This window comes from Paenibacillus phyllosphaerae (assembly GCF_014192105.1).
GTDB classification, from domain to species: domain Bacteria; phylum Bacillota; class Bacilli; order Paenibacillales; family Paenibacillaceae; genus Paenibacillus_Z; species Paenibacillus_Z phyllosphaerae.
This window is the reverse complement of record NZ_JACHXK010000005.1, coordinates 68099-84465: the sequence shown is the minus strand read 5'-3', so window position 1 is coordinate 84465 and position 16367 is coordinate 68099. Positions and strand designations below refer to the sequence as shown.

At 43.1% G+C, this 16367-nt stretch carries 15 protein-coding genes; all 15 read left to right on the top strand.

The window, feature by feature from the left end; genetic code table 11:
* Positions 1 to 5: 5 nt before the first annotated feature.
* The gene (locus tag FHS18_RS12850) at positions 6 to 1085 is read left to right on the top strand and encodes a glycosyltransferase (RefSeq protein WP_183600473.1); all 1080 of its coding nucleotides are present in this window, start codon (positions 6 to 8) and stop codon (positions 1083 to 1085) included.
* Between the two features lie 40 nt (positions 1086 to 1125).
* The gene (locus FHS18_RS12845; protein WP_183600472.1) at positions 1126 to 2349 is read left to right on the top strand and encodes a glycosyltransferase; all 1224 of its coding nucleotides are present in this window, start codon (positions 1126 to 1128) and stop codon (positions 2347 to 2349) included.
* Positions 2346 to 3593, top strand: a complete 1248-nt coding sequence (locus FHS18_RS12840) for a hypothetical protein (RefSeq protein ID WP_183600471.1) — start codon at positions 2346 to 2348, stop codon at positions 3591 to 3593. Before FHS18_RS12845 ends, FHS18_RS12840 begins: the two co-directional genes overlap by 4 nt.
* An 18-nt stretch (positions 3594 to 3611) precedes the next feature.
* Entirely contained in the window at positions 3612 to 4640 is a 1029-nt protein-coding gene (locus tag FHS18_RS12835; RefSeq protein ID WP_183600470.1) for a glycosyltransferase family 2 protein, read from the top strand.
* 5 nt (positions 4641 to 4645) lie between these two features.
* Positions 4646 to 5836: a glycosyltransferase family 4 protein gene (locus tag FHS18_RS12830; protein ID WP_183600469.1), complete on the top strand. Its 1191-nt coding sequence runs from the start codon at positions 4646 to 4648 to the stop codon at positions 5834 to 5836.
* Positions 5837 to 5903: 67 nt separating this feature from the next.
* A complete protein-coding gene (locus FHS18_RS12825; RefSeq protein WP_183600468.1) occupies positions 5904 to 7367 on the top strand; it encodes a flippase in 1464 nt (487 codons plus the stop codon).
* A 35-nt stretch (positions 7368 to 7402) separates the two neighbouring features.
* Positions 7403 to 8515 (top strand): UDP-galactopyranose mutase, encoded by a 1113-nt coding sequence (glf, locus tag FHS18_RS12820; RefSeq protein ID WP_183600467.1) that lies wholly within the window; start codon positions 7403 to 7405, stop codon positions 8513 to 8515.
* Between the two features lie 31 nt (positions 8516 to 8546).
* A complete protein-coding gene (locus FHS18_RS12815) occupies positions 8547 to 9896 on the top strand; it encodes a UDP-glucose dehydrogenase family protein (protein WP_183600466.1) in 1350 nt (449 codons plus the stop codon).
* Between the two features lie 2 nt (positions 9897 to 9898).
* Positions 9899 to 10930 carry an SDR family NAD(P)-dependent oxidoreductase gene (locus FHS18_RS12810; RefSeq protein ID WP_281378732.1) on the top strand — a complete coding sequence of 344 codons (1032 nt, stop codon included), beginning with the start codon at positions 9899 to 9901 and terminating at the stop codon, positions 10928 to 10930.
* A 195-nt stretch (positions 10931 to 11125) separates the two neighbouring features.
* Entirely contained in the window at positions 11126 to 12088 is a 963-nt protein-coding gene (locus FHS18_RS12805) for a stalk domain-containing protein (RefSeq protein ID WP_183600464.1), read from the top strand.
* A 347-nt stretch (positions 12089 to 12435) separates the two neighbouring features.
* Entirely contained in the window at positions 12436 to 12807 is a 372-nt protein-coding gene (locus tag FHS18_RS12800) for an NADH-quinone oxidoreductase subunit A (protein ID WP_183600463.1), read from the top strand.
* Positions 12792 to 13310, top strand: a complete 519-nt coding sequence (locus FHS18_RS12795) for a NuoB/complex I 20 kDa subunit family protein (RefSeq protein ID WP_183600462.1) — start codon at positions 12792 to 12794, stop codon at positions 13308 to 13310. Before FHS18_RS12800 ends, FHS18_RS12795 begins: the two co-directional genes overlap by 16 nt.
* Entirely contained in the window at positions 13307 to 14215 is a 909-nt protein-coding gene (locus FHS18_RS12790) for an NADH-quinone oxidoreductase subunit C (protein ID WP_183600461.1), read from the top strand. Before FHS18_RS12795 ends, FHS18_RS12790 begins: the two co-directional genes overlap by 4 nt.
* A 6-nt stretch (positions 14216 to 14221) precedes the next feature.
* Positions 14222 to 15322 (top strand): NADH-quinone oxidoreductase subunit D, encoded by a 1101-nt coding sequence (locus FHS18_RS12785; RefSeq protein WP_183600460.1) that lies wholly within the window; start codon positions 14222 to 14224, stop codon positions 15320 to 15322.
* On the top strand, positions 15322 to 16332 hold the full coding sequence (nuoH, locus tag FHS18_RS12780) for an NADH-quinone oxidoreductase subunit NuoH (protein ID WP_183600459.1): 1011 nt from the start codon (positions 15322 to 15324) through the stop codon (positions 16330 to 16332). Before FHS18_RS12785 ends, nuoH begins: the two co-directional genes overlap by 1 nt.
* Positions 16333 to 16367 lie beyond the last annotated feature (35 nt).

The window sequence follows — 16367 nt, the reverse complement described above, 5'->3', positions numbered from 1 at the left end:
TGATATTGAATATTATTGTTTTTAATGTTCCTGCTGAACACGGAGGAGCACTTTCTATATTGAACGATTTCTATAAGGAAGTCTGCTCATACAGCGACAGCAATATAAAGTGGATATTTGTGCTCAGCAAACCCCAATTTGAGGAAACCGAAAATGTAAAAGTTATTCGGTTTCCTTGGATTAAAAAAAGCTGGATACATCGCAGCCTATTCGATTATGTTGTAGCACCATATTTGGTACGGAAAAATAAGGCGCATAAAATTTTTTCGTTGCAAAATCTAACCATTCCATTTACGAATGTGCCACAAACGGTCTATGTTCATCAGCCATTGCCATTTATCGAGCATCAGTTTTCTTTTTCAGAAAACAAGCTTTTTTGGCTTTATCAAAAAGTCATTGGAAGAAAAATAATCAAATCAATTAAACATGCGAATAAAGTCATTGTTCAAACAAAGTGGATGAAAAAGGCGTGCATGGAGCAATCAGAGGAGAGCAGAGTCAAATTTGATGTCATTCCGCCCAAAATATCGATGCATGCCGCATCTGTTTTTAAGCCGAGCGATCATGCTCAATCGACCTTTTTTTATCCAGCAAGCGCAATCATGTATAAGAATCATCGACTCATAGTAGAAGCATGTAAATTGTTAGATCGAGCTTTGTTGAACGAGATCAAGATAATTTTCACGCTGAATAAAGATGAGAGTGATTATTGCGCGAGTCTATATAAAGAAGTTGAGGAACTACAATTGCCTATAGATTTCGTTGGCCATTTGACAAGAGACGAAGTCTACGATCAATATACAAAATCCGTACTTCTGTTTCCTTCCTATATAGAAACGTACGGGCTGCCGTTAAAAGAGGCGAAAACACTTAAAGGGATGATTGCCGCATCCGATTGTGCTTTCTCTCGCGAAATATTAGATGATTACCCCAATGCTACTTTTTTTAACCCTTTTGATGCAAACTCGCTAGCAATTGTTATGGAGGATATCGTCAAGCGGAATATTAAATATGTTAAAGTTGAAGCTTCCCACGATAAGGATTTCGAAATTAATCAGTTAGTAACAGCGGTAATAAATTCTTAATCGGGATTGGCTGTGATGGTTAAGGATAAAAGGAGCATACATGAAAATCTTATATTATGGCAGTGCGTGCGAAAAAGAGTGGTTCGATAAGATTTCGAAGGAAAAGAATCTTTTACCCTTTAACGTTGCTCAGTATAATTTTGAAATGGCATTGTTAGATGGAATAGCCCAGATCGACAATGTGGATATGAAGATTTATTATCTTCCTCAAGAATCTTACTACCCTAAAGGTTCTTTATTCAAAAAAGTAAAAAAGGCGATGTTGAATTTAAAGTATTCTGTTTCACATATGTTTGTATGGAATTTGCCTTTAGCGAAAGAGTTATTGATGTTTTTTCAAGGCATGTACTTAACTTTAGTCTGGGCGTTGATGAATATTGGGGAAAAAGACAAGTATATTCTGACGCCGTTTAACTATCCGCCATTAAGTTTAGGCGTACTGATTGTTTCCAAACTATTCAACATAAAAAGAGTCAATATTTTCACGGATTTATCCAATGATATTTTAGGGACGGATCGACAAAACGATATGGTATGGGTGAAACGTAAAATTTTACCTATCTATAAAAACGTAGTGAAAAAAATAGATCAAAGTTATGATTATTATATTTTATTTACAAAGGCGATGAATGACGTTGTTAATCCGCATAACAGGCCTTTTATTGTAATGGAAGGGATATATAATAATAACCTTGATTTAACTTATAAATCTAAAGAAAAAGCTCTCATGTATGCCGGAACATTATCTTATGAATATGGCATAAAAAATATTATTAATGCATTTGACAAAATTGAAGATAAAGATTTGCAACTGTGGTTGTTTGGCAGCGGGGATATGAAGAAAGACATTGAAGAGCTAAGTGTCAAGAATCCAAGAATTAAATACTTCGGCTTTATGCCTAGAGAAGACGTGTTTGAATATGAAAAAAAAGCAAGTCTCTTAATCAATATACGAAATCCAAACGATCGGTATACGAAATATTCGTTCCCATCCAAAACTTTTGAGTACATGGTGTCAGGTACACCTTTCCTAACAACAAAACTGGAAGGAATACCGGATGAATATTATAACTATTTATTCACGCTCAATGACTTTGATATTGATGTTTTGAAGACAAAAATAGAAGAGATTTTTTCAAAGGATCAACAGGAATTAGACCATTTCGGAGAGCAAGCAAGACAATTTATTCTTCTACAAAAAGGAAGTCTTAATCAGGCTAGAAAGATTATGAATTTGATCACAATAAAAGGTGAAGGTAAATGATATCCACCATTGTTATAGTATTGCTAAGTTTTCTAATTATTTATTTCCCTCCTCTTGTCGGTATTAATACACTGCATATTGTCGGCGTATTATCCTGGATAGGAATTATCCATTACAATAAAAACATTCAAACGACGTTAAAAATCAATAAAGTAATTAGTCTGTTCAATTATATAGCTCTCTTCATGGTATATTTACTGTTCATAGCTGTCTTTAATAGTACATCCAGTTCAATTGTCTCAAGAATGTTGTTTTGGGCTATTGATGTGATACCAGCGTGTATTTTAATTTCCCATATTTGTTTAAAGAAGAAGTATCAATTGATCGATATGTTGAAGTTATTATTGATTGTAGGGAATATTCAAGGGCTTATTGCTTTGATTACTTTTATTTTCCCACCTGTGCAATCTCTGATTATTGAACGAATGGTTTCATTAGGTTTTCGGGATATCTTCTTGCAATTAGCCGAGCATAGGATGTATGGATGGTCTTCCAGTCTGACTTTTTCGACCCCAATTGCTCAAGGAATGTTTGCAGTTATTGCAGTGTATCTTTCTATAAATAAAAGTATGAAATACCTGTTATTTACCCCGTTGCTATTGTTTTCTGCGGTTATTAATGCACGTAGTTCGCTTGTAATTATTTTAATCGGACTGCTTTTGATCTTCCTGGTAGCCTTGAAGTTGAGAAAAATAAAAAGCTTTTACAGACTTTTTATTATCGGCGCAATCACAACGGTTCTGGTTTTAGTTATGTTTCAAATTATTAAAACAAGTGCCCCTCAGACTTATGAATGGATTGTTGAGGGAGGACAAGAAATCACATACTTTTTGCGCGGAGATAACGTAGGTTATTTTACCTATGTAACAGACAGCACGAAGTATACGATGCCTACAGGTACGGGATTTTGGTTTGGGGAAGGCGTTTCAAATATTAGTGAGTACCATTCTAGCTTGCAGTCTGACGTCGGGTGGACGAATGATATGTGGTTAGGCGGACTCTTTTATTCGGTATTAATTGGATTATTCTTCGTTCGAAAATTGTATCAAATTCAACTGCAGCGAAATGATGAAGATTTGAAATCTTTACAGTTGAATAAGTTCATTGCCTATTTCATTTTTGCTGTATTTATTACTGGCAATTTCAAAGGGATTATGTTCAGCATAAATGAGGTTGTTACGCTAGTCTTTCTATTTTATGTATTCATTGTTTGCAGGAAGGACGACAACCTAGTTGTTAGATAGCTGTGAAAGGATGTAAATATGGGCGAATGTCTAGTTTCGGTAATTGTACCTGTTTATAATGCCGAGAAGTATTTAGATAAGTGCATCAAGAGTGTTATTAATCAAACATTTACAAAGATTGAAATTATATTGGTCAATGATGGATCTACAGATGCCTCAATAAATATTTGTAATTCTTATTCTAATGATCCTCGCGTGAAAATCATTAATAAAAAGAATGAGGGTTTGAGCGCTGCTCGACAATCCGGGATAGACATCGCCGCGGGAACGTTTTTTTGTACGATTGATGCTGATGATTATATGGAAGAGCACTATATAGAGACTTTATATTCAAAGATCGTTGAAGAATCAGCTGATATTTGCGTCTGTGCTACTGTGCATCATAGAGGGGACAATAGTAAAATTTTCGGGTTTAATCCTCATTTATCAACAAAACAGATGACAAAATCAGATATTGAGAATGAATATTCTCAGTTACTGCAGACCTATTATATGAGTGACTCATGGAACAAATTATATAGAAAAGAGTTTGTAACTAAGAGTGGAGTTAAGTTTTGTCTGCCCAAAGAATATAAAGGCAATGATCTGTTGTTCAATCATTTATTAATGCTGCATTTACCTAAAATCGCTGTCGTGAATGAAGCATTGTATCATTACTTCGTACTGGAGGGGACTTTGTCCAGGCGTAAGAATGAACGGCTGCAACAAGGCTTTATGTTTATACTGGATAAGTTGGTAAAAGAAGTTGAACAGCTGGATTATTCACTAAAACTGGGCAAAGAACTTGGCAAACTATATGTTATGTACATGTATTTGGTAGTTCTGGAGCATTATAAATACGAGAGTGTATCAAAGAAAAGAAAAGATGCGATAAGGAATTTTCAACTCGTAAATGACGCATTTTTGAAAGCCAACAAAATGATTCTTATCGAAATAAGGAAACTCCATCATATCTCTCTAAAGATTGTAGCATTCTTCCTGAAGACGAAGAGCACGCATCTATTTCTATTTTTCTTGAGAGCGAGACAGTTAGGTAAAGGGGAGTAAGAGAGATGAAGACAAGAAAGATCCTCATCATCGCCGCGGATTTCTATCCCAACAATACTGGATTTTCAAATGCAACTTTGAATCTAGTCAATGCGGTGCAGGAGTATTCGAGTCATATAGAGGTTCATGTTTTTACAACCGTAGCTTTGAAGAATCATGAAGAGATTTCTACGGCAAAGGTAATCCGCTATGTAGATAAATATAGCAAAAAACAACCTTTCGCAACATTTTCGAAGTATGCGAAGTTTAATTTCTTGAAAAGCTATATTTATGAGAATCAGATTGATTTAATACTGCTCGAAACGAATACTTTTACAATACTGCAGAATTTATTGTATAAGGAATTTAAACATAAGTTAGCGGTAAGAATCCATTCGACAGCAGATACGGAAGTATTGATTCATGAGAAACCAAGCGGGTTGCCATCAAAGATTCAGAAGAAACTAGATACTCGTTTCATGGAACAAGTGAACAATATCATTTCAACCAATAATTATCATCTCGATTTTGTGAAAAAGTGGTTCTATAAGGACAATGTATATACCATTTGGGCGGACAAGGAATACTTCATACTTCCTAATACAATGCCAGTAAGTAAACGAGCTGATATAGGTTACCAGAGTGAAAATTATATACTCACTCTCGGAAAATTATCCAGGAACGGTTATGTGCAAAAGGGGCTTAAAGACTTATTGAAAGCGATCTATCATCTCAAGATTACGAAGCAAATTCCATCTAATTTTAAACTTAAATTAGTAGGCGATGGCGAGATGAGAAAGGACCTAATCGCATATGTAACTAAATTAGGCGTCACGGACTACATTGATTTTATTAAGGAAACCAAGCATGAAGAGACCTTGGATTTAATAAATAAAGCGAAGGCGATTGTTCTTCTTTCAAGATATGAGGGGCAATCTATGTTCATAACGGAAGCATTGGCACTAGGTAAGCCGATTATTATTACTCGAAACAACGGCATGAAGGATATGCTGGTACACGGTAAGAATGGTTTCGGCGTTGATGAAGGCGACTATAAGGAAGCCAGCGAAGCAATAATAAAGCTCTATCGTATGAACGCAGAGGAGCTAGCAGAAATGGGAAGAGAGTCCCTCGCTATATTTGATGAGAAATTCCATCCCGAAGAAGTAGCGCATACATTTGCTGCGATTTTAGATATGATAAACCCAAGAGATTGAGATTGGAAGCGGTCGTTTCTGTCTTCATTAACTCTAGACTCTATTTAGCAAATGAGGGAAAGAATGATTGACAAATCAAAGTACAGTAAGAAAGAATTTTCTGTATAATACGTTACTAAAATATCTTAATGTTTTATTTCCGCTGATTACATTTCCTTACGTAGCAAGGGTATTATCTGCAGAAGGTATTGGTCAAGTCGATTTTTCATTATCGGTCATTCAGTATTTTATTTTATTCTCTCAATTAGGCATTCCCACCTATGCGATACGCGAATGTGCCAGGTATAGAGATGACAAAGAGAAATTGACCAAAACCGTTCAAGAAATTTTGATTATAAATGCTGTCATGATCGGCTTATCCTATCTTATATTCGCATTTATGTTGTATAGGGTAGATGTTTTTGAAGCGAACAGCACATTGTTAATCATTATGAGCATAAGTATTATTTCTACAAGCTTGGGGATTGAATGGTTTTTCCAAGCGATAGAAGATTACCGCTATATAACGATAAGAAGCACGATGGTTAAACTCGTTTCACTAGTGCTCGTGTTTGTTCTTGTAAATCAAGAAAGCGATTATGTTATCTACGGGAGTATTAGTATAGTAGCTGTATCGCTGGGATATGTTTACAACCTGATTTATGCCAACCGAATAATTCCCCTTTTTAGACGGAGTTCTAATTATGATGTGAAAAGACACATTAAACCGATCTTGACATTCTTCGGTTTAAGTTTATCGATAAGCATATACGCGAATCTGAATAAGGTCATGCTCGGGCTGATCTCAGGTAACTATTCCGTAGGCTTATATACAGTGGCTGACAAGATGGTAAGGGTTGTATTGCCGTTGGTAACTTCGCTGGGGGTCGTGCTGGTCCCAAGAATTGCTTACAATATTAAAAATGGAAAGCAGAAAGAAGCTGACGAATTAATTGAAAAAGCTCTTCATTTTGTAACCATGATCTCAATTCCAGCCATTGTAGGTATATATTTGCTTGCAAAACCGATATTAATATTGTTTGCAGGGTCGACTTATTTAGAATCAGTTACAGCATTAAGAATTATTAGTCCGATATTGATCATCATCGCACTAAGTAACTTAATTGGGATTGCCATTCTCGTCGCACATGGGAAAGAAAAAATTACGTTACTCTCAACGACAGTTGGCGCTATAGTGAATTTTCTTATTAATTTATTCTTAATTCCACGGTTGAATCAAGATGGTGCAGCTATAGGGACGCTCGCTGCCGAACTCGCGGTTCTCCTAGTTCAACTGATCTTCGCCTATAGGTATATTAAAGGAAATATTAATTATAGGAATGTATTAAGTTATTTAGCTGGCGGATTATTGGTATTTATTAATTGTTCCTTATTGAAGCTGCTTCATTATAATGAAATTTTTGAGCTGCTTCTGGCGACCGCTACATCTGCCGTTATCTACTTTGGCTTTTTATATGTAATTAAAGATAGCTTTATATACCCGACTGTAAATCGATCCGTCTCAAAGCTGGGGTTCATTAAGAAATCGTAAGAGATGCTCAATATATGACAAGGATGAGGTAAGCCATGAACAAACAGTACGATTATTTGGTTATAGGTGCAGGATTGTTTGGAGCAACCTTTGCCTTTGAAGCAACTAAGAGAGGTAAAAAGGTATTAGTGATTGATCGCCGGAAGCATACAGGAGGAAATGTCTACTGCGAGAATATTGAAGGAATTAATGTACACAAATATGGCGCACATATCTTTCATACAAGCAGTAAAGAAATTTGGGATTACGTCAACCAATTTGCTGATTTCAACAGATACACGAATGCTCCGATAGCCAATTATAACGGTGAGATTTACAACCTTCCATTCAATATGAATACGTTCAACAAGCTTTGGGGTGTAGTTACGCCTAAAGAAGCGATGGATAAGATCGATGAGCAGAGAACAAATGCAAAGATCGGCAGACCTAGTAACTTGGAAGAGCAAGCCATCTCATTGGTAGGAACAGATATTTATGAAAAATTAATTAAAGGTTACACGGAAAAACAGTGGGGCAGAAAAGCGACGGAACTGCCTGCTTTTATCATTAAACGCCTGCCCGTCCGATTCAATTACGATAATAATTATTTCAATGATAAATATCAGGGTATTCCAGAAGGCGGCTATAATAAAATCATCGATAAAATGCTTGACGGTGTGGACGTGAAATTAAATATGGATTTCTTCAAACATCGCGAGACGTTAGAGTCTCAGACTGAAAAAATCGTATTTACAGGCATGATTGATGAGTACTTTAACTATAAATTTGGCAAATTGGAATACCGTAGCCTTCGATTCGAAAACGAAATTTTAGATGAAGAAAACTATCAAGGGAATGCCGTAGTTAATTACACGGACAGGGAGACCCCTTATACTCGAGTCATTGAACATAAACATTTTGAGTTTGGCACGCAGCAAAAGACAGTCATTACGAAAGAGTATCCAGTTGAGTGGTCTGCTGGCGATGAGCCATACTACCCCATTAATAATGACAGAAACGATCAAATCTATAAATTGTATAAAGATTTGGCCGATAAACAAGGCAATATCATCTTTGGCGGAAGATTGGCCACGTATAAGTATTACGATATGCATCAAGTCATTGCGGCTGCTTTGACTGCGGTAGAGAAAGAGTTTGTGAATAGATAAAGGCTTTGTATAGGAAGGTTGTGTGGATATCATGCACAAGTTAGCAGTTGCGGGCACAGGCTATGTCGGCTTAGTCGCCGGTGTATGTTTTGCAGAAGTCGGTCACCAGGTGACGTGTGTAGATATTGATGAAAACAAAGTGAAAACTATGAGAAACGGCATTTCTCCGATTTATGAAGCTGGGCTTGAGGAGTTAATGCGAAAAAATTATGCTACCGGAAGAATCGACTACACCACCGATTACAAGGCTGCTTATAAAGATGCCGATGTCATATTTATCGGTGTTGGTACCCCAGAACAACCGGATGGATCAGCCAACTTATCTTATATCGCTACGGTTGCAAGACAGATTGCCGAATCTGTTGAAAATGACTGTCTTGTTGTGGTTAAATCGACTGTACCTGTTGGAACGAACGATAAGGTTGAGCAATTCATTCAGGACTTTTTGGTTCATGATGTAAAAGTAGAGGTAGCATCGAATCCTGAATTTTTGGCTCAAGGGTCAGCTGTAAATGACACGCTGCACGCAGAACGAATCATTATCGGGACAGAGAGCAAATGGGCCGAGGAACGGCTGATGGCGGTTTATGAACCCTTTCATTTACCTGTTGTTTCGGTCAATAGAAGGTCAGCGGAAATGATTAAGTACGCTTCGAATGATTTTCTGGCCTTGAAGATTTCTTATATGAACGATATTGCAAATCTTTGCGAGCTTGTCGGTGCAGATATCCAGGATGTTGCCAAAGGGATGAGTTATGACGACCGCATCGGAAAAAAATTTCTGAATGCAGGGATTGGCTTTGGCGGCTCCTGTTTCCCGAAGGATACCAAAGCGCTTGAATATATCGCTAGGCAGCATGGTTACGAGTTAAAGACAGTTAAAGCCGCTATAGATGTCAACAAAGATCAAAAGCTGAGCTTGTATAAAAAAGCCAGTAAGCGGCTTATTACGTTTAATGGTCTCAAAGTAGCGGTTTTAGGGCTAACATTCAAACCTGGAACGGATGATTTGCGGGAAGCTGCCTCTCTTGAGAATATTCCTTTACTATTAGAACAAGGTGCCGATCTGTATGCCTACGATCCAGTTGGGGCTAATAATTTTGCAGCACATTATCCCGCAGGGAAACATGGAAAAGGCAGTATGACGTATGTTGCTAACGTAGAGCAGGCGTTAGAGGGGGCAAATGTTTGCTTTATTTTTACGGAATGGAGAGAAATAAAAGCGGTGGCTCCCGAAGCGTATAAAAGATTCATGCGAACTCCGTTAGTATTCGATGGCCGGAATATTTACCGTGTCGAGGATATGCAAGAAGCGGGAGTTGAGTACCACTCCATTGGAAGAAAAGTTACGGATCGAAAAGTGCTTAAAGGAGTCGAATGAGCTTGGATCACAGTCATCTAGATACAAGTAAAGTCTATCTTATCACCGGGGCAGCAGGCTTCATTGGATATTTCTTATCTAAGAGACTACTAGAACAGGGCTGTAACGTGGTGGGTGTCGATATTGTTAATGATTACTATGACGTTAATCTCAAATACACCCGATTGAAGCAATTGGAGTTTCATGATAACTTCACGTTTATTAAAGGGGATATATCCGATAAAGAGATGTTGAATAGCATCTTTGAAGCCCACAAGCCTAATGTCGTCGTGAATCTGGCAGCTCAAGCAGGCGTACGGTATTCGATTGATAATCCTGATGTGTATATGCAAAGCAACATTATTGGATTCTACAATATATTAGAATCTTGCAGAAACTATCCTGTAGATCATTTGATATATGCATCCTCTAGTTCGGTATATGGAGCGAACAAAAAGGTGCCATTCGAGGAAACCGACTCTGTAGATAATCCGGTATCCTTATATGCATCAACGAAGAAGTCCAATGAACTAATGGCCCATACCTATAGCCATCTTTATCGAATTCCAGCCACAGGTCTGCGTTTCTTCACCGTCTATGGTCCGATGGGACGGCCAGATATGGCGTACTTTGGATTTGTGGATAAGTATTTTGCAGGGCAGCCGATCAAGATTTTTAACAACGGCGACTTTAATAATGATCTCTATCGTGACTTTACGTATATCGACGATATTGTTGAAGGGATTGTACGGCTTCTTAACAATCCTTCAAAAGAAGAAAATAAAGTGTCTCACAGGATCTTCAACATTGGGAATAACAGACCCGAGAAGTTAATGAGTTTTATTGGGACTCTAGAGAATTGTTTAAGCCGCTCTTTAGGCAGAGAAGTACAGTTCGAGAAAGTGTTTGAGCCTATTAAACCAGGCGATGTACCTGCGACGTACGCATCGACCGATCGTTTGCAGGAAGCAGTCGGTTTTAAACCGGAGACGTCTATAGAGGATGGATTACAGGGATTTACCGATTGGTATGTGAACTATTATAAGGTTAAATAAGAGTCTATTCACGCTAAGCCACGCGTGATGCTATCTCCATGTGCTGAAACGCGTGAAGGTTGAAAAGCAGTAAGTTAGGGGAAGGAAAAGATATTCCTATAATTATAGGATAGGTAATAATTTAGGATAGATTTGGTTTATAACCTATCACGTGTTACTATAAGGAGTTCATTTATAACAAAGAGGTGAAAGACAGTGATTACTAGGAAACGCACAAAAACAGCATTGCTTTCGTTGGTGCTTTTAGCTCTCGTTCTTACAATCAATTCCATTGTAGCAGCTGCTCCATCCACTAATGTAAAAGTCAAATCCTCCTCCATTCAACTCGTCTTCGACGGCAAAACACTAGTACTGCCTGAAGGACAATACATCTTCACGGTCAACAACAGCACATACGTGCCTTTGCGGTTTGTATCGTATGCACTGCAAAAAAGCGTGAAGTGGGATTCGAAGACAACGACGGTTGCGGTAGCGGAACCGTCGAAGAGCGAAACTGTTGCGCTAAAGGAATATTTGCTGAATGCAACAGGACAGACTGGAGCAAAATCGGCTAAAGGCGGCAACGCGATTGCGGTTTCGCCAATTGCAGCGAAGTTTACTTTTGACGGAACTACCAAGGCGCTTGCAAAGGGTCAATCCAGCTATATGTTGAATGGAACTATCTATGTACCACTTCGTTTTGTGTCGGAATCTGTCGGGAAAGTAGTGCTTTGGGATCCGGTTAAGGGACAGATTAGTGCTACGACGAAAGCTTCGGAGGGAACCGAGGGCGATACTCAAACAGGGGAAACAACAGAAGAAGGTACTGGTGGAGTTGTAGGAGGCGGCGGTACTGTATCGACTAAACCTACCTATGAGTCCATTACGTCTTCAGCTGAGCGTCAATTGAAGACGCTGCAGAGCGCATGTGAAGCGGATTTGACAGCGATCGCATTCAATTATCTCGGTGCAACAACGGCGGCTGATAAAGAGAAGTATATCCAACAAGGGCAGACGAAATTTGCTGCCTGCGAGTCCAAATTCGAATCCATAATGACGGACACCGAATCGAAGCTGACTGCTAATGGTTACAGTACCGCAATTCTGGCTGAGTATAGGGCAGAATATGCACAATCCATTGGCGAGGGTAAAGCAATTCTAGATAGTATGGCAAATTAGTTCATACCATTTCAGCCTTCAGGGGCTTTATGCCCCAGAAGGCTTTTTGTGCATTGTATGAATTCCCAAAAAACAACAAAAGATAGTTGGGTAGATTGAAAGGTGATAACGCATTCGTTTTGCGCATACACTTTTAACCCCGACTTTCTTCTGCATGTAGGTCTCTAGATAAGTTTGGGGTTACACTCCAGCTATGCGCCTAAGCGCATCATAGACGCAACTGTAAGCCTTTGCTATAATGTGGAGGTAAATTTACCCTTATAAGTAATCGGAATCACCGTGTGCAAGTATCTTCTGTTGGATCATGGTCCATACAATGAATTGATCGACACGGGAGGCGATTGTCGATGGAGAGTTACGTCAACAATTATGTAATTGTCGCAATCTTCATTCTGCTTGGGATTCTGCTTCCTGTTGTTGCGTTGACTGCGGGCCGGTTGCTGAGGCCGCATAAGCCGACGGATGAGAAGAAGACGACGTATGAGAGCGGGAATGAGCCGGTTGGCGAAGGGCATGTTCGGTTTAATGTGCGCTACTACGTGTATGCGCTCATGTTTGTCGTGTTTGATGTCGAAACCGTTTTCCTATATCCATGGGCCGTTGCTTACAAGCAGCTCGGCCTATTCGTGCTTGTCGAGATGGCGATCTTCGTGGCGCTGCTGCTGATCGGCCTTCTGTATGCCTGGAGGAAGAAGGTGCTCAAATGGGATTCGATCTAGAGTCGATTACGCCGGAGGAACGGCGGGAGCTTGAACGGAATGTATTCGTCGGCACGCTAGAGCAGCTGAAAGCGTGGGCGCGCAGCAATTCGTTATGGCCGCTGACCTTTGGTCTGGCCTGTTGCGCCATCGAGATGATGGGAACCGGCGCCTCGCACTACGACCTGGACCGTTTCGGCGTCATGTTCCGCACGTCGCCGAGGCAGTCCGATGTGATGATCGTTGCGGGGACGGTAACGAAGAAGATGGGGCCGCTGCTACGCCGCCTCTATGACCAGATGCCGGAGCCCAAATGGGTCATTGCGATGGGCTCATGCGCCACGGCTGGCGGGCCTTATGTGAAGTCCTACGCGGTCATGAAAGGCGTGGACCAGATCGTGCCCGTGGATGTCTACATACCAGGCTGTCCGCCGAATCCTGCCGCGCTCATCTATGGCATCAACAAGCTGCAGGAGAAGATCCGCTACGAGGCCAAGACGGGGAAGCGGGTGACAAGCCGATGAGCGAGGAGAAGGAGCGCCCGTCTGAGCAGGCAGGAACGGAAGCGAAGCAGGAAACAGAGGCGCATACAGCGGATTCGCCTCCGGAAGCCCCCAAGGACCCTGAGGTCGTTGAGAAAAATGAAAGTTCAGCTGCACACGAGACGAAGCCATCAGCCGCGCCAGTCGACCCCGAACGCGAAGCAAAGCTGAAGGCCGCGGCAGAAGCGAGAGCCGCGCGAGCAGCGGCAAAGGCCGCAGCCGAAGGCGGCCAGCCGTCCGCGCCGGATGCCACCGCCGCCCCAGTCGACCCTGAACGCGAGGCAAAGCTGAAAGCCGCGGCAGAAGCAAGAGCCGCGCGAGCAGCTGCGAAGGCTGCAGCCGAAGGCGGAACTCCCGGCGGCACATCGGCCTCAGCAGGCGAGACGCCGGCAGAACCGAAAGCGCCTTCGCCGAAGCAGCCGGAGCTGGATGAGCTGCTGGTCCACTTGCGTACGCAGGTCGGCGATTCGGCCGTAGAGGAAGCTTCCATTAATGAGCTGAACGGACATATGCCGATGCTGACGGTGAGGCCGGAGCAGTGGTTGGCCGCCGCGCAAACACTCCGATCCACCGATGGCGGCACTTTTGACTACTTACGCAATGTATCCGGCGTCGACTATGAGACTCACCTGGAGGTCGTCTACCATCTCGTCTCGCTGGTGACGAAGCGCGAAGCAACCATTAAAGTAAAAACCAACCGCGAACAGCCATCCGTCCCTTCGGTAACGCCGATCTGGGCGACGGCCAATTGGAACGAGCGCGAAATCTATGATCTCTTGGGCGTTGCGTTCCCGGGCCATCCGGATCTCAGGCGGATTATGATGCCGGACGATTGGGTCGGCCATCCACTGCGCAAAGACTATGTGTCATTGGACTCGGAGGTGTGACAAGCCGTGATTCGTACAGAAGAGCTGCTGCTTAACGTAGGCCCCCAGCATCCGAGCACGCATGGCGTGTTCCGCATCATCGTGAAGCTCGATGGCGAGGTGATTATCGAGGCGACGCCGGTCATGGGCTATTTGCACCGGGGGACGGAGAAGCTTGCCGAGGATTTGAGCTACACCCAGATTATCCCGTATACGGACCGGATGGATTACGTCTCGGCGATGACGAACAACTATGTGCTCGTCCATGCGGTGGAGACGATGATGGAGCTTGCGGTGCCGGAGCGTGCGGAATATCTCCGCCTGGTGGTCATGGAGCTGCAGCGGATTGCGAGCCATCTCGTCTGGTGGGGCACCTACCTGCTGGATATCGGGGCGATGAGTCCGTTCCTGTATGCTTTCCGCGACCGGGAGACGATCGTGAACCTGTTCAACGAGCTGTGCGGCGCGCGGCTGACCTACAATTACATGCGTGTCGGCGGGGTCAAATGGGATGCGTCGGACGCGTGGTTGGATAAGGTGCGCGACTTCATTCCTTATATGGAAAAGAAGCTGATCGAGTACGACAAGCTCGTCAGCGGCAACGAAATCTTCCTGGCGCGCATTCGCGGCGTCGGGGCCTATGACGCGAAGACGGCGATCGATTACGGGCTCTCCGGCGCGAATCTGCGCTGTACCGGCGTCGATTGGGATATTCGCAGAGCGAAGCCGTACAGCCTGTACGACCGCTTCGACTTCGATATTCCACTCGGCACCAATGGCGACTGCTACGACCGTTATCTCATCCGGCTGGAGGAGATCCGACAGTCGTTACGGATCCTTACCCAAGCCCTCCAGCAATTCCCTTCGGGCGGCGAGACGATGGGCAAAGTGCCGCGCGTCATCCGGCCGCCGGCTGGTGAAGTATACGTCAGCATCGAGTCGCCGCGCGGGGAGATCGGCTGCCATATCGTTTCGAAGGGCAAGCAGGAGCCGTACCGGCTCAAGTTCCGCCGTCCGTCGTTCGTGAATCTGCAGATTCTGCCGAAGCTGTTGGTCGGCGAGACGATGACGAACCTTATTACGATCCTGGGCGGAATCGATATCGTCGTCGGGGAGGTCGATTGCTGATGGGCGATCGGTTGAACGAGAGCTTGTCGTGGGGCAACGCGCTCATCTTCACGCTGTGGGGCGTCGTGCTGCTCATCCTGGTGCTCGGCTTCGTCACCTACGCGATCTACTTCGAGCGCAAAGTCATTGGCTGGATGCAGCACCGCATCGGCCCGAATCGGGTCGGTCCGCTAGGCTTGCTACAAACGGTAGCCGATATTCTGAAGCTACTCATCAAAGAGGATACGATTCCGCGCAAAGCGGATCGGGTATTATTCATTCTCGCCCCGGCGCTCGCGTACGTCCCGGCTTTCGGGGTATTGGCGGTAATTCCGTATACGCAAAATCTATATTTTGCAGACATTAACGTCGGTTTGTTGTATTATGTTGCATTGTCAGGGATTACCACGATTGCGATCGTACTCGGGGGTTGGGCCTCGAATAATAAATACGCGCTGCTCGGGGGGATGCGCTCCGCGGCGCAGATGATCAGTTACGAAGTGCCGCTCGTCATCTCGGTCGTCGGGGTCATTATGGTATCGGGCACGATGAACTTGCGCTCGATCGGCGAGCAGCAAGGGGATTGGTTCTGGCAGTGGAACTTCTTGCCGCAGATCATCGGCTTCGTCGTCTTCATCATCGCCGCGGTATCCGAACTCAACCGGACGCCGTTCGATCTGCCGGAAGCGGAATCGGAGCTGGTCGCGGGCTACCATGTCGAGTATAGCGGCTTCCGCTTCGCCTTCTTCATGTTAACGGAATACGTGTATGTGTACGCGATTGCGGCTCTCACGACGGTGTTGTTCCTCGGCGGCTGGCAAGCGCCGCTGGCCTTCCTGGATTTTGTGCCGGGAATCATCTGGTTCCTGCTGAAATTCGCATCGGTCGTCTTCTTCCTGATCTGGCTTCGAGCGACGATGCCGAGGATCCGGGTGGACCAGCTGATGGGGCTCGGGTGGAAGGTGCTGCTGCCGCTGTCGCTGGCGAATGTGTTCATTACGGCCGTCTATCTGGAGCTGTTCGTGAAATGACGACTTCTTGTGTTATTATTGCGCAGGAAATAATA

Bases quoted from the DNA above. Each gene is read 5' to 3' on its own strand.
- FHS18_RS12790 (WP_183600461.1), top strand. From the start codon at position 13,307: ATGAGCGAGGAGAAGGAGCGCCCGTCTGAGCAGGCAGGAACGGAAGCG.
- FHS18_RS12815 (WP_183600466.1), top strand. From the start codon at position 8,547: ATGCACAAGTTAGCAGTTGCGGGCACAGGCTATGTCGGCTTAGTCGCC.
- FHS18_RS12840 (WP_183600471.1), top strand. From the start codon at position 2,346: ATGATATCCACCATTGTTATAGTATTGCTAAGTTTTCTAATTATTTAT.
- glf (WP_183600467.1), top strand. From the start codon at position 7,403: ATGAACAAACAGTACGATTATTTGGTTATAGGTGCAGGATTGTTTGGA.
- nuoH (WP_183600459.1), top strand. From the start codon at position 15,322: ATGGGCGATCGGTTGAACGAGAGCTTGTCGTGGGGCAACGCGCTCATC.
- FHS18_RS12835 (WP_183600470.1), top strand. From the start codon at position 3,612: ATGGGCGAATGTCTAGTTTCGGTAATTGTACCTGTTTATAATGCCGAG.
- FHS18_RS12845 (WP_183600472.1), top strand. From the start codon at position 1,126: ATGAAAATCTTATATTATGGCAGTGCGTGCGAAAAAGAGTGGTTCGAT.
- FHS18_RS12800 (WP_183600463.1), top strand. From the start codon at position 12,436: ATGGAGAGTTACGTCAACAATTATGTAATTGTCGCAATCTTCATTCTG.
- FHS18_RS12830 (WP_183600469.1), top strand. From the start codon at position 4,646: ATGAAGACAAGAAAGATCCTCATCATCGCCGCGGATTTCTATCCCAAC.
- FHS18_RS12795 (WP_183600462.1), top strand. From the start codon at position 12,792: ATGGGATTCGATCTAGAGTCGATTACGCCGGAGGAACGGCGGGAGCTT.